Annotated in this window: 12 protein-coding genes; all 12 read left to right on the forward strand. The window is 63.8% G+C overall.

The window, feature by feature from the left end; genetic code table 11:
- Window positions 1–25: 25 nt before the first annotated feature.
- The 12 genes from rfbB (at window position 26) to AABN02_RS14575 (ending at window position 13,190) form a co-directional block, all read left to right on the forward strand.
- Window positions 26–1,090 (forward strand): dTDP-glucose 4,6-dehydratase, encoded by a 1,065-nt coding sequence (gene rfbB, locus AABN02_RS14520; protein WP_338415642.1) that lies wholly within the window; start codon window positions 26–28, stop codon window positions 1,088–1,090.
- A gap of 5 nt (window positions 1,091–1,095) precedes the next feature.
- The gene (rfbD, locus tag AABN02_RS14525) at window positions 1,096–1,989 is read left to right on the forward strand and encodes a dTDP-4-dehydrorhamnose reductase (RefSeq protein WP_338415705.1); all 894 of its coding nucleotides are present in this window, start codon (window positions 1,096–1,098) and stop codon (window positions 1,987–1,989) included.
- A gap of 33 nt (window positions 1,990–2,022) precedes the next feature.
- Window positions 2,023–2,904 carry a glucose-1-phosphate thymidylyltransferase RfbA gene (rfbA, locus tag AABN02_RS14530; protein WP_338415643.1) on the forward strand — a complete coding sequence of 294 codons (882 nt, stop codon included), beginning with the start codon at window positions 2,023–2,025 and terminating at the stop codon, window positions 2,902–2,904.
- A gap of 20 nt (window positions 2,905–2,924) precedes the next feature.
- Window positions 2,925–3,476: a dTDP-4-dehydrorhamnose 3,5-epimerase gene (gene rfbC / locus AABN02_RS14535; protein WP_338415644.1), complete on the forward strand. Its 552-nt coding sequence runs from the start codon at window positions 2,925–2,927 to the stop codon at window positions 3,474–3,476.
- Between the two features lie 106 nt (window positions 3,477–3,582).
- Window positions 3,583–5,547: an SLBB domain-containing protein gene (locus AABN02_RS14540; RefSeq protein ID WP_338415645.1), complete on the forward strand. Its 1,965-nt coding sequence runs from the start codon at window positions 3,583–3,585 to the stop codon at window positions 5,545–5,547.
- A gap of 9 nt (window positions 5,548–5,556) precedes the next feature.
- Window positions 5,557–6,699 carry a Wzz/FepE/Etk N-terminal domain-containing protein gene (locus AABN02_RS14545; RefSeq protein WP_338415646.1) on the forward strand — a complete coding sequence of 381 codons (1,143 nt, stop codon included), beginning with the start codon at window positions 5,557–5,559 and terminating at the stop codon, window positions 6,697–6,699.
- A 19-nt stretch (window positions 6,700–6,718) separates the two neighbouring features.
- Window positions 6,719–7,975 carry an EpsG family protein gene (locus AABN02_RS14550; protein WP_338415647.1) on the forward strand — a complete coding sequence of 419 codons (1,257 nt, stop codon included), beginning with the start codon at window positions 6,719–6,721 and terminating at the stop codon, window positions 7,973–7,975.
- Between the two features lie 21 nt (window positions 7,976–7,996).
- On the forward strand, window positions 7,997–8,956 hold the full coding sequence (locus AABN02_RS14555; RefSeq protein WP_338415648.1) for a hypothetical protein: 960 nt from the start codon (window positions 7,997–7,999) through the stop codon (window positions 8,954–8,956).
- Complete coding sequence (locus AABN02_RS14560) at window positions 8,953–9,705, forward strand: glycosyltransferase family 2 protein (RefSeq protein WP_338415649.1); 753 nt, start codon at window positions 8,953–8,955, stop codon at window positions 9,703–9,705. Before AABN02_RS14555 ends, AABN02_RS14560 begins: the two co-directional genes overlap by 4 nt.
- On the forward strand, window positions 9,702–10,451 hold the full coding sequence (locus tag AABN02_RS14565) for a glycosyltransferase family 2 protein (RefSeq protein ID WP_338415650.1): 750 nt from the start codon (window positions 9,702–9,704) through the stop codon (window positions 10,449–10,451). Before AABN02_RS14560 ends, AABN02_RS14565 begins: the two co-directional genes overlap by 4 nt.
- Before the next feature lie 262 nt (window positions 10,452–10,713).
- Window positions 10,714–11,835 (forward strand): glycosyltransferase, encoded by a 1,122-nt coding sequence (locus AABN02_RS14570; RefSeq protein WP_338415651.1) that lies wholly within the window; start codon window positions 10,714–10,716, stop codon window positions 11,833–11,835.
- Window positions 11,836–11,933: 98 nt separating this feature from the next.
- The gene (locus tag AABN02_RS14575; protein ID WP_338415652.1) at window positions 11,934–13,190 is read left to right on the forward strand and encodes an oligosaccharide flippase family protein; all 1,257 of its coding nucleotides are present in this window, start codon (window positions 11,934–11,936) and stop codon (window positions 13,188–13,190) included.
- Window positions 13,191–13,195: the final 5 nt, after the last annotated feature.

Raw genomic sequence — 13,195 nt, forward strand, 5'->3', positions numbered from 1 at the left:
TCCCGATCACCCACCTCTACAGCACATGATCCTCATCACAGGCGCAGCCGGCTTCATCGGCGGAAACTTTGTCCACCACTGGTTCGAGCGCAGTGAAGAGCCGATCATCGTGCTGGACAAGCTGACGTATGCGGGCAACCCGCAGACGATCGCCGAGCATGTCGAGGCCGGGCGCTGCACGCTGGTGCAGGGCGACATCGGTGACCGGGCGCTGGTCAGCCAGTTGCTGCAGACGCACCAGCCGCGCGCGGTGCTGCACTTCGCGGCCGAGAGCCACGTCGACCGCAGCATCCACGGCCCCGGCGAGTTCATCCAGACCAACATGGTCGGCACCTTCGAGCTGCTCGAAGCCGTGCGCTCGTACTGGGGCGCGCTGGAGGCGGAGGCCAAGGCGGCGTTCCGCTTCCTGCACGTCTCCACCGACGAGGTCTACGGCTCGCTGTCTGACACTGACCCGGCGTTCAGCGAAACCACGCCGTACGCGCCCAACAGCCCGTACTCGGCCAGCAAGGCCGGCTCGGACCACCTGGTGCGCGCCTACCACCACACCTACGGCCTGCCGACACTGACGACCAACTGCTCGAACAACTACGGCCCGTACCATTTCCCCGAGAAGCTCATCCCGCTGATGATCCTCAACGCGCTGGACGGCAAGCCGCTGCCGGTGTACGGCGACGGGCAGAACATCCGCGACTGGCTGTACGTGCGCGACCACTGCGAGGCGATCCGCCAGGTGCTGGCCAAGGGCCGGCTGGGCGAGGTTTACAACGTCGGTGGCAAGAACGAGATCAAGAATCTCGACGTCGTGCAGGTCATCTGCCGCAAGCTCGACGCGCTGCGCCCGAAGGCGGACGGCACGAAGTACGAAGCGCAGATCGCCTTCGTCACCGATCGCCCCGGCCACGACCGCCGCTACGCGATCGATCCGACCAAGATCGAGCGCGAGATCGGCTGGATGCCGGCCGAGACGTTTGAATCCGGCATCGACAAGACGGTGCGCTGGTACCTGGAGAACACGCAGTGGATCGACGCGGTGCGCACCGGCGCCTACCGCGACTGGGTCAGCCAGAACTACGGAGCCCGCGCATGAGCGGGCTGAAGATCCTGCTGCTCGGCAAGGGTGGGCAGGTCGGCTGGGAGCTGCAGCGCGCGCTGGCGCCGCTGGGCGAGGTCGTCGGCCTGGACCACGACAGCACCGAACTGCACGGCGACTTCAGCCAGCCCGAGCGGCTGGCCGAGACCGTGGCGGCGGTGCGCCCGGACATCATCGTCAATGCCGCGGCCCATACCGCCGTGGACAAGGCCGAGAGCGAACCCGACCTTGCCCGTGCGATCAACGCCACCGCCCCCGCTGTGCTGGCGCGCTGTGCGGCCGAGACCGGCGCGTGGCTGGTCCACTACAGCACCGACTACGTCTTCGACGGATCGGGCGACCAGCCCCGTGACGAAGATGCGCCCACCGGCCCGCTGAGCGTCTACGGCCAGACCAAGCTTGAAGGCGAGGACGCCATCCGCGCCAGCGGCTGTCGGCACCTGATCCTGCGCACGAGCTGGGTCTACGCGGCGCGTGGCGGCAACTTCGCCAAGACCATGCTCCGGCTGGCCGCCGAGCGCGAGAAGCTCACCGTCATCGACGACCAGATCGGTGCGCCCACCGGCGCCGATCTGCTGGCCGACCTCACCGCGCAGATGCTGCGCACCGCGCTGGCGCAGCCGGATCTGGACCTGTCGGGCACCTACCACGCCGTGGCGGGTGGCCAGACGAGCTGGCACGGCTACGCCAGCTTCGTCATCGAACAGGCCCGCCGCCTCGGCCGCGAGCTGAAGGTGCAGACGATCGATCCAGTGCCTACCACCGCCTTCCCGACGCCCGCGCAACGCCCGCTGAATTCGCGCTTGGCTACCACGAAGCTGCAGGCCACCTTCGGTCTGCGCCTGCCGCCGTGGCAGCAGGGCGTCGAGCGCATGCTCACCGAAATCCTCGGCTGAGCTGATCCACCAGACAAGACACAGGGGAACTCCATGCAACGCAAAGGCATCATCTTGGCCGGCGGCTCCGGCACCCGACTGCACCCGGCGACACTGGCCATCAGCAAGCAGCTGCTGCCGGTCTACGACAAGCCGATGATCTACTACCCGCTGAGCACGCTGATGCTCGCCGGGATCCGCGACATCCTCATCATCAGCACGCCGCAGGACACGCCGCGCTTCGAGGCACTGCTCGGCGACGGCAGCCGCTGGGGCCTGAACCTGAGCTACTGCGTGCAGCCCAGCCCGGACGGACTCGCGCAGGCCTTCATCCTCGGCCGCGAGTTCGTCGGCGGCGCCCCGAGCGCGCTGGTGCTGGGCGACAACATCTACTACGGCCACGACCTGCAGCACCTGCTCAACAGCGCGACCGCCCGCACCGAAGGGGCCAGCGTGTTCGCTTACCACGTGCACGATCCCGAGCGCTACGGCGTGGTCGACTTCGACAGCCACCGCCGCGCGCTGAGCATCGAGGAAAAGCCCAAGGCGCCCAAGAGCAACTACGCCGTCACGGGGCTGTACTTCTACGACGAGCAGGTCTGCGACATCGCCGCGAACATCGCGCCCAGCCCGCGCGGCGAGCTGGAGATCACCGACGTGAACGCGGTCTACCTGAAGCAGGGGCAGCTCAACGTCGAGATCATGGGCCGCGGTTACGCCTGGCTCGACACCGGCACGCACGACAGCCTGATGGAGGCCGGGCAGTTCATCTCGACGCTGGAGAAGCGCCAGGGGCTGAAGGTGGCGTGTCCGGAAGAGATCGCCTACCGGCGTGGCTGGATCGACGCCGCGCAACTGGAGCGGCTCGCGCAGCCGCTGCTCAAGAACGGCTACGGGCAGTACCTGCAGAAGGTGCTCCACGAGAAGATCTACTGAATCCGCTGAATCTGCTGCACATGAACGTCATTCGCACTGCCATTCCCGATGTCCTGATCCTGGAGCCCAAGGTCTTCGGGGACGCCCGTGGCTTCTTCATGGAGAGCTACAACCAGAAGGTCTTCAACGAAGCGGTCGGCCACGACGTGCACTTCGTGCAGGACAACCACTCGCGCTCGGCCAAGGGCGTGCTGCGCGGGCTGCACTACCAACTGCCGCCGCACGCGCAGGGCAAGCTCGTGCGCTGCACGCAAGGGGCTGTGTTTGACGTCGCGGTCGACCTGCGCCAGAGCAGTCCGACCTTCGGCCAGTGGGTCGGGGTTGAGCTGACGGGCGAGAACCACCGCCAGTTCTGGATCCCGCCGGGCTTCGCGCATGGCTTTGTCGTGACCAGCGACAGCGCGGACTTTCTCTACAAGACCACGGACCTCTATGCGCCGGCATGCGAAGGGGCTGTGCGCTGGGACGATCCGGCCATCGGCATCACCTGGCCGGACCTGGGCATGGCGCCGCTGCTGTCGGTCAAGGATGTCGCTGCGCCCGTGCTGGCGGACGCACGTCGGTTCGACTGAATCCTTACCGCCTTCAGGACGACAGGCGGGCGTCCGGAATCCACCCTCTACAATCGGCGCCGGCCCCGGAACCCCGCGGGTCTGCCTCGATTTGCTCCGACGCTCCATGTTCGCTTCTCGCCTGAAATTTCCCGTTTGCCGTCTGGGTGCTGCGGTGCTGGTCGCTGCCGGCTGGTCCTGCGGGACATCGGCCCAGACCTCCTCGGCTCAGGCCACCGACACCAACCCGTCCACCTCGTCGTCCAGCACCACGGTCAACAATGGCGCCAGCGCCGGCATGAGCGGCCCTGTGCGGTTGCAGCAATCCCCTGCGGCGCGTGCGCCTGCCAGCCGATCGGGTGTCAACGATGGACTGCAAGAGGCCCTGCGTGACCGCGACCGCGATGACGTCGTGCCGCAGGACGGTGCGGGCCTGATGCCCAACCGCGCTGCTGGTGCAGGGGTCGATGAGTTCGAGACCTATGTGCGCAAGCTGGGTTATGCCGGCGTCCAGCGCTTCGGGCAGGAACTCATCACGGGCAAGGCGGGTTACGACACTGCCGATTCGAGCGGGCTGGTGCCGGCGGATTACACCATCGGCCCCGGCGACGAGCTGCAGATCTCGCTCTGGGGTTCGGTGGACGCCGACCTGCGGGTGCAGGTGGACCGCAGTGGCCGCATCTCGATGCCCCGTGTCGGCACGATCATGGTGGCGGGGGTGCGCTACGCCGACCTGAGCGATGTCATTTCGCGCCGCGTCGGTCAGATTTTCCGAAACTACCAGCTCAGCGTCTCGCTCGGCCAGATCCGCAGCGTCCGCATCTACGTGACCGGGCATGTCAAGCGCCCAGGGGTGTACACCGTGGGCGGGCTGTCGAGTGTAGTCAACGCGCTGATGCGCAGCGGCGGGCCGGCCTCGGCGGGGAGTCTGCGCAACATCGAGCTGCGGCGCGGCAAGGAGATGGTCACCCGCTACGACCTCTACGACCTGCTGCTCAAGGGCGACCGCAGCGCGGACCGGGTGGTGCAGAACGGGGACGTGATCCACGTCGGCCCGGTCGGTGCGCAGGTCGCGCTGGTCGGCAGCGTCAACCGCCCTGCCATTTTCGAGATGAAGCCGGGCGAGAAGGTAGAGGACATCGTTGCGATGGCGGGGGGGTTCACGGCCGTGGCCGACCGTAGTCGCCTGGCGATCGAGCGGCTGGATGACCGCGCCAAGACCCGCATCACCCAGCTCAGCCTGCCCGAAGACAGCGCGCAGGCACCCAGTAGCGGCGACGTGCTTCGGGCGTTCAGCGCTGTGGACGCGACCCAGCCGGTGGCGCGCCAGAACAAGCGCATCCGCATCGAGGGCGAGGTCGCCAAGCCGGGTGAGTATGTGTTGCCGCCTGGCGTCACGACCCGCATGGCGATCGGCCTGGCGGGCGGGTTGACGCCCAACGCCTATGTTTACGGCACCGAGTTCACGCGCGAAAGCGTGCGGGTGTCGCAGCAGCAAAACTATGACCGCGCGCTGCGCGACATGGAAACCGAGTTCGCGCGCGCCTCCGCCACCCAGCGGGCGATCAGCGCCGACGAAGCCGCGACGTTCGAACAGCGCAGCACGGCCACCTCCCGCCTGATCGAGAAGCTCCGCCAGGTGCGCCCGACCGGCCGCATCGTGCTGCAGATGGCGCCGGGCGCCAGCGCGTTGCCGGACCTGCCCGTCGAGGACGGTGACCGTGTCTACGTGCCGGCACGCCCGACCACCGTCAGCGTGTTTGGCTCGGTCTTCAACAGCGGTGCTTTCCTGCTGGAGCCGGGCAAGTCGTTGGGCGATTTTCTGGACCTGGCCGGTGGCCCGACCCGCGGTTCTGACCCGGGCGCCACCTTCGTGCTGCGCCCGAACGGCAGCGTGCTGAGCCAGTTGCAGCGCTCGTCCTTCTTCGGGCTGTTGGGCGGGGTGATCAAGGTCAAGGCCGAGCCCGGCGACACCGTGTTCGTGCCGGAAATGATGAACAAGACGACCTGGGTGCAGGATCTGAAGGAATGGACGCAAATCCTGTACCAGTTCGGTATCGGGGCGGCGGCGTTGAAGACGTTGCAGAACTGAGTTCGCCACATGCAACAGAATCTGGACACGGCGCAAACGGACTACGTGGCGCTCGAAACGATCCGTGAGGATCATGCGAACGCGCATGCACATCAGGGCCTGGGTGTGATCGGCCTGCTGCGGCTGGTGTTGGGCCGCTGGAAGGGCATCGTCGCAGGTGGGGTGATGGCTGGCGGCCTTGGGTTCGGCGGGGCGATGCTGGTTCCGCCGACCTACCTAGCTCAGGCGATGATCATGCCGCCGCAGCAGCAGAACATTGCGTCAGCCGCCATGAGTTCTCTGGGCGCACTGGCCGGACTCACGGGTGGACTGGGTGCGAAGAACACGGCGGACCAGTATGTGGCCCTGATGCTCAGCACGTCCGTCTCCGACCGGATCATCGACCGGTTCAAGCTGCAGCAGGTCTACGACGAGGACTACAGGGTCGATGCCCGTAAGAAGTTGATGGAGAACGTCAGTATCGCGGTGGGCAAGAAGGACGGCCTGATCACGGTCGATGTCGAAGACCGCAGTCCGGCCCGTGCAGCCGAAATGGCCAACGCCTACATTGAGGAGTTGCGCCACATGACCAACACCTTGGCTGTCAGCGAGGCCCAGCGCCGTCGCCAGTTCTTCGAGCAGAAACTGGAAGAAACCAAAGGCCGGCTAGCCGAAGCGCAGGCAGCCCTGCAAGGCAGCGGCTTCAGTGCAGGCGTGCTGATGGCCGAACCGCGGGCTGCCGCCGACGGGTATGCACGCCTGAGGAGCGAGGCTGTGGCTGCCGAAGTGAAACTGCAGGCGATGCGCAAGATGCTCACCGACGATGCGCAGGAGGTCATTCAGCAGAAGGCATTGCTGGCCGCGCTGCGGGGTGAACTGGGGCAACTCGAGCAGAAGGAGCCAGCCCGTGGCACGGCGGACTACATCAATCGTTATCGAGAGTACAAATACCAGGAAACCTTGTTTGATCTGTACGCCAAGCAGTTTGAACTGGCGCGCGCAGACGAGGGGCGCGAGGGAGCCCTGATCCAGGTCGTGGACGTGGCGACCGCTCCCGAAAAGCGCCACAAGCCCAAGCGGTCACTCATCGCGCTGGCCGCGGGTGTGCTGGCCGGGCTGATCCTGTCGGTGCGTGCGGTCGCTCTCGGGTTGCCTCCCCGGGCCAAGGGCTGAGTCCGCCCATGGCCAGTGGGTGGAGCCCGTCAGCGCAACCTGTCTCGCGGGCGGCAACGTGATCTATTTCGCGCTGTTTTCACTGCTGACCACCCTGCTCTGGTCGCAGCACCGCCGCTTGTCGCCGGGTGCCTTGAGCCTGGTGGTCGGGCTGGTGCTGGCGACGCTGGCCGCGCTGCGCGGGCCTAACGTGGCAGCGGACTTCACGGTCTACGAAACCTGGTACACCTACCGAGGCGATGACGCCGGGTTCATGGAGCGACCGCTCTTCCTCGAATCGATCTACTTCCTGCTGAACGACCTGTTCGCGACATCGAACCTGCCCTTCCGGGCGTTCGTCTGGGTGCTCGGTTTGTTTTCCGTGGTGTTGAAACTGCGCGCGATCATGGGCTTCTCCCAGGGGGCGGTGGCGGTGGCGGTCGGCTTTCTGGTGTATGCCTTCACGTTTTTTCTGTTGCACGATTTCACTCAGATCCGCGCTGGTCTGGCCGTGGCCGTGGTGTTCTGCGCGCTGCCGGCCTTGCTGCGAGACGGCAACTGGCCACTGTTTCTGCTGGCGATTGTCGTCGCGCTGGGATTTCACAGTTCAGCGCTCATTTTTTTCCTCATCCTGCTGCCGCTGCAGGGGCGACTGGCACGGTGGATCGATGGCGTGTTGCTGGGGGTCACGGCCGTGCTCTTCGGCCTGGCCTTGCGGGGTGTGGCACCAGGAGCCTTGCTGATGAACCTGCTGGCCCAGGCAGATCCTCGCATAGCGCTGTATGTGTCGGTGGCCGAGAGCGCCAATGCGGAAGCGGCCAATCCGTTGTCACTGCCGGCGCTGGTGCTGTTCCTGCTGGTCATCTCGATGCTTGGCATGGAATGGGGCCCACGCCATGCACTCGGAGCCCGGATGTCGCGCTGGTTCCAGCGTCTGCTGGCCCTGCGTGGGGGCGACAGTGGTGATTCGGCGCCCCCGCTGTCATCCACGGCCCCTGCCGCACTCGCCCGACCTGATCCACTGCGCGTGGCACAGGCCCGCATGATGCGGCTCGCTCGGCGCTGCATCCTGTTCGGACTGGTCTTCCTGATTGCCTTCGCGCCCATCAAGGAGGTGGCTTTGCGGCTGTTCGAGATCAATATCGCGCTGCTGCCCCTGCTGGCGGCCTGCCTGTTTTCCTACCGGGGACTGTGGATGCCCAAGACTGCCCTGATGCTCTGGGTGGCGGCCACGGGCTATGTGTACATCTTGCGCGATGAGGGCCTTGTGCAGTCCTACGCGCTGTATTTCCTGTAATCCGCCGCCGTGGAGAATCCGATGTCAGCGATGGTGGGTCAGGATCCAGCCTGGATGCGAGGCAGTGTGCTGGTGGTCCTGGTGTTGTACCGCCGAAGGTTTTCCCAGGTGCCGTGTCATGCGCGCCTGCGCCAATGGCTGACGGCGCCCGTCGACCATGCCGAGAGTGCAGGTGCCTTGCGCATCCGGCATGGCCTCGTCTACGACAACAGCCCGCACGCGGACCCTGAACTGCTGGCCGATCCTGCGTTCAATGGTCACGTACCGAACAGTGTGGTGACGTACCGACATGATCCCGACAACGGCGGTACCCGCGGCGCGTACCTGTGCGCGCTGGATGCCGCGTGCCGGCGAGGTGACGAATGGATCCTGCTGCTGGACCATGACACGGATTTGCCTGATGCATTTCTTCTGGCCGCCGAACACGCCTTGTCAGCCTCGCCTGCGGCGGATTCGGTTGGTGCCGTGGTGCCGCGCGTGCGTGACCGTGGCGTCTGGATCTCGCCGTCCCGGATCACGGTCCATGGCCGGGTGACTCCCTGGGTTTTGCAGGATCGGCCAGCGGATTCGCGGACCCCTGTGCCGGACCATCTCACGGCCATCGCCTCGGCCTCGCTGGTGCGCACCTCTTCCTTGGAGGCCATGCTGCCTGTGCCTGCCGCCTTCCAGCTCGATTACCTGGACCACTGGGTGTTCCGCCAATTGCTGCGCCAGGGAGCCTCTGTTGCCGTCTCGTCTGCCATCGTCGAGCATTCGTTGTCGGTGATGGATTTGTCGACGATGAACGTGCAGCGGTATCGCTCCATTCTCTTGGCGGAATGGCATTACCTGCGCGATGACCCCCGGTACTCGGTGGGTGTCCACTTGTCCCGGCTGGTGCTGAGAACCTTGAAGCTGGCATTCAGCGCCAAGCGTCCAGATCTGGTCCGGGTTTGTTTTTCCGTGGCCCGCGAGATGGTCGGAACAGTCGGAGCATCATGACATCTGTATCTCAGGCCCCATCGGTTTCGGTGGTCATGGCCACCTACAACGGTACCCGGTATCTGCCGCAGCAGATCCGCTCCGTGCTCGATCAACTGGTCGAGGCCGATGAGCTGGTCATCGTGGACGACTGTTCGCGTGACGACACTGTGGCGCTCATCGAGTCCATCGGGTCGTCCCGGATTCGCCTCTACCGGAACGACAGGAACCAAGGCGTCTTCCATTCATTCGAACGTGCGTTGAGCCTGTCGCAAGGTGAGGTGGTGTTCCTGTGCGACCAGGACGATGTCTGGTTGCCGGGCAAGCGACAGGCATTCGTGGACGCCTTTGTTCGAGACCCCGCCGCCCTGATCGTTTTATCGGACGCCCAGGTGATTGACGCGCAGTCGAACGTGACGATCACGTCGTTCATGGCCACGCGGGGGGGATTTCAGGGCAGCTTGTGGAGCACCTTGGCCCGCAACCGATACCTGGGATGCACCATGGCGCTCAGACGGTCCCTGCTGCACCGGGTGGTTCCCATTCCCAGAAATGTACCGATGCATGACATGTGGATCGGTGCGCTGGGCACGATATTTGGCCATGTCGTGTACCTGGAAAAACCCTATCTGCAGTACCGGCGGCATGGTGGCAATGTCAGCCCCTCCACGCCGCAGAGTCTGTGGCGCATGTTGCGCTGGCGCGTGACCCTGGCGTATCTGCTCCTGGTGCGGTGGTCCAGCGTGAAAATCGCAGGGGCGTCACGATGATCCGGATTTCAGTGGTCACGGCGGTCTATAACCGCAAGGACACCGTGGGCGAGGCACTCGACTCGGTTTTTTGCCAGACACATCCCTCGATCGAATCAGTCGTCATCGATGGTGCCTCGACCGATGGTACTCGCCAGATCCTCGAAACCTACCGCGACCGGATCGACGTTCTGGTCAGCGAGCGGGACGGGGGAATCTATGACGCCCTCAACAAGGGCATCCGCCATGCCACAGGGGATGTGGTGGGGTTCCTCCATGCCGATGACGTGCTGGCAGATCTTGGTGTGATCGCCCGAATCGCGCAAGCCTTCGAGGATCCCAGTGTCGATGCCGTTTACGGCGATCTGAAATATGTCGCGCATGGTGACCTTGGCAAGGTCATTCGCCACTGGAAATCCGGGGAATACCGTCCGTCAATGTTGCGAAACGGCTGGATGCCACCGCATCCGACCTTTTATGTTCGCCGATCCGTTTATGCGCAGCACGGCGGTTTTGATGTGAACCTGCGGATTGCCGCCGACTATGATTCGGTGCTGCGTTTTCTGACACGTGGCAGGATATCACTGGCCTATATCCCATCGGTGCTGGTGCTGATGAGGGTTGGTGGTGCGAGCAACGCCTCGCTGCGCAACATCCTGAGAAAGTCTCGGGAGGATTTACTGGTGATCCGGCGCAATCGGGTCGGTGGCTGGCCGACCTTGTTCCTGAAAAACACCCGAAAAATAGGGCAGTTCTTCGCGCGGTGAACGACGCCTGAACTGCGGAGTCGCTGTCGGGCGGAGCGATCGAGGCCGCTGGCGGCCAGGCTGTGTGTCCATGTGTTGTTTTGTGGTTGCAGCCACGGCAGTGGGTAGCCGAATAATTGCTTACATATTTGGGTTGCATGAAGTGCTCACCACGCGCATTGTTGACTTGTGACTTTCTGCACGGCAAGAGTCGGCGTACCTTGCTACAACATGTGGTGTAGGCCATCGATCCCGGCCCGCCTTGCCCAATTGGAGAACAACAGTGTTGTTGTTGATTTGTTCATTTCTGACTGCATTTGTCACCACGCTGCTGGTCGTCCGTTCGTCTGCAAGCCATGCCCATTTGTCTGGAGACACCGACAAGGACCAGCCCCAGAAGTTCCACGGTCGCGTGGTTCCGCGAATTGGCGGCATCGGGATTCTGGTCGGGGTGCTGGCCGCGTGCCTGCTGGTGGTCACCCGGTCGATGCCGGGCGGCCCAATGTTGCTCGGTCTGGTCGCGTGCGGACTGATCGCGTTCACGGCAGGGCTGATCGAGGATTTCACCAAGAAGGTCAGCCCCCGCCAGCGACTGCTGGCCACGGTGGCCGCCGCCGCCATGGCATTCTGGCTGGTGGATGCTGTCATTGATTTGACGGGTATCCCAGGCATGGACGGATTGGCTCTGGTTGCGGGTATCCCGTTTGCGTTGACATTGCTGACCGTGGCCGGGGTCTCCAATTCCGTCAACATCATCGATGGGTTCAACGGACTCGCCTCCATGTGCGTCGCCATCATGCTGGCCGCAGTGGCATACGTGGCGTTTCAGGTAAATGACATCGCGGTGATGAACTGTGCGCTGGTCGGACTCGGCGCTGTACTGGGATTTTTTGTCTGGAATTATCCGCTTGGCCTGATTTTCCTCGGGGATGGAGGTGCCTATTTCCTCGGGTTCTGGGTGGCCGAGCTTGGCATCCTGCTTGTGCATCGAAATGCGGAGGTGTCCCCTGTTTTTCCGCTGCTGCTGTGCGCCTACCCGATATTCGAGACGCTTTTCACCATGTACCGACGGCGCATCATCCGTGGCCGACCGGTCGGTCTGCCCGATGCCACGCACTTGCACAGCCTCATCTACCGCCGCCTCATGCGTTGGGCCGTCGGCAAACAGGATGCGGCCAATCTGTTGCGCCGAAACTCGATGACGTCGCCCTATCTGTGGGTGCTTTGTTCCTTGTCCGTGCTGCCCGCGGTGCTCTGGTGGGGTGACGGCGCGGTGCTGTCCGCCATCCTCATCATGTTCTGCCTGTCATATCTGGCGCTCTACCGTGCTATCGTGCATTTCAGAACCCCTCGCTTTTTGCTCCGCAAGGCCGACCACTGGGCCGCGCCCATACAAGAGCATTGATGGATTGACGCCATCGACCATCTCCATCCCGTTGGGCTTGCAGGGCGACTTGCAGACCCAGCGGGATTTTATTTGATTTTCGCGAGCAGAATCCTGTCATGCAGTTGCCTTTGGGTAATATCCTGTTTTCAGCATTGAAAATCATTGTCAACCAGGTATTGCCCATCGTCATTCTCCCCTACCTGCTGAAGAAGTTGGGGGATTTCAACTTCGGACTCCTCATGATCGCTCAGACCATCGCCTTGTTCGGTGTGACGACAGTGGAGTATGGATTCAACCTGACAGGTGTGCGTTCGGTGGCGTTGGTCCGGCAAGATCCGAATCGGCTGCTGGAACTCTATCGCGACGTGAACCTGGTCAAGCTCCTGTTCTGCCTGCTCTGTGCCGTTGTCTTGTGGTTTGCACAGTGGTTGTTTTCACTGGACACCGATCTGTGTCTGGCGATCACGGCGGGGTTTCTGATGGTGTTGGGCTCCGCGCTTCAGCCTAACTGGTTTTTCATGGGCATGGAATGGTTTCGCCAGATCAGTCTGGTCCAGATATTTTCGCGTGCGACTTGTCTGGTGCTGATTTTTTTTCTGGTCCAGGGAGAGGGCGATTTCCTGTCAGCGCTTGCCCTGTTCTTCGCGCCCACGCTGCTGTCCGGCGTGCTGCTGCTGGCGGCGGCTCAGCGGCATTTCTCTCGCGTTGCCGTGGCGCCGTACCGGGTGGATCGGCCGCGGTTGTCGAGGCTGGTGCGCGACGGTGTCGATGTCTACTTGAGCCAGATGGCCGCCAGCCTGTTCATCAGCACGAACACCCTCGTTCTGGGCGTCCTGTCCGGGCCGGTCGATTCCGGTCGGTATGCCCTCGCGGAGAAACTGATGCGGGGTGTCGCCGTGCTGTCCACCCCGGTCACCGAAGCCCTGTTTCCGCGTGTCGTCGTCGGGTTGCAGGCTGATCTGCACACGGGGCTGGTGTTTCTGCGCCGCGTCGTGCTGGCTGGTGGGCTGGCGTTTGTCGTGGTGGCGATCCTGTCCTATGTGTTCTTCGACTTCGCCACCGAGCGCATCGGCTTGTCCGGCGGCGGACAGATCAAGGCATTGTTCGCCGTGATGGCCATCGTGCCCGGGCTGATCTTTCTCAACAACATCTGTGGAACCCAGATCGTCCTTGGATTGGGGCACGCGCGCCTGTTTCGCAACGTGGTGATGGTTTCCGGACTGAGCCTGGTCGGGTGTTCCTGGCTGTTTTCCTGGCTGTGGGGTGCGCCTGGGGCGGCTGTTGCGCTGCTGACGGGCGAGGTCGTGATCTGTGTCGGCATGGCGTGGGCCAGCGTGCGGGTCGTGGGCTGGAACTGGTTTGTGCGGCGTTGAGTCGA

Source organism: uncultured Sphaerotilus sp. (genome assembly GCF_963924895.1).
Classification (GTDB): domain Bacteria; phylum Pseudomonadota; class Gammaproteobacteria; order Burkholderiales; family Burkholderiaceae_C; genus Sphaerotilus.

Excerpts from the sequence above, each read along its gene's own strand:
- AABN02_RS14555 (WP_338415648.1), top strand. The coding sequence starts at position 7,997 with ATGTCAGCGATGGTGGGTCAGGATCCAGCCTGGATGCGAGGCAGTGTG.
- rfbB (WP_338415642.1), top strand. The coding sequence starts at position 26 with ATGATCCTCATCACAGGCGCAGCCGGCTTCATCGGCGGAAACTTTGTC.
- AABN02_RS14560 (WP_338415649.1), top strand. The coding sequence starts at position 8,953 with ATGACATCTGTATCTCAGGCCCCATCGGTTTCGGTGGTCATGGCCACC.
- AABN02_RS14565 (WP_338415650.1), top strand. The coding sequence starts at position 9,702 with ATGATCCGGATTTCAGTGGTCACGGCGGTCTATAACCGCAAGGACACC.
- rfbC (WP_338415644.1), top strand. The coding sequence starts at position 2,925 with ATGAACGTCATTCGCACTGCCATTCCCGATGTCCTGATCCTGGAGCCC.
- AABN02_RS14540 (WP_338415645.1), top strand. The coding sequence starts at position 3,583 with ATGTTCGCTTCTCGCCTGAAATTTCCCGTTTGCCGTCTGGGTGCTGCG.
- rfbA (WP_338415643.1), top strand. The coding sequence starts at position 2,023 with ATGCAACGCAAAGGCATCATCTTGGCCGGCGGCTCCGGCACCCGACTG.
- AABN02_RS14545 (WP_338415646.1), top strand. The coding sequence starts at position 5,557 with ATGCAACAGAATCTGGACACGGCGCAAACGGACTACGTGGCGCTCGAA.
- AABN02_RS14575 (WP_338415652.1), top strand. The coding sequence starts at position 11,934 with ATGCAGTTGCCTTTGGGTAATATCCTGTTTTCAGCATTGAAAATCATT.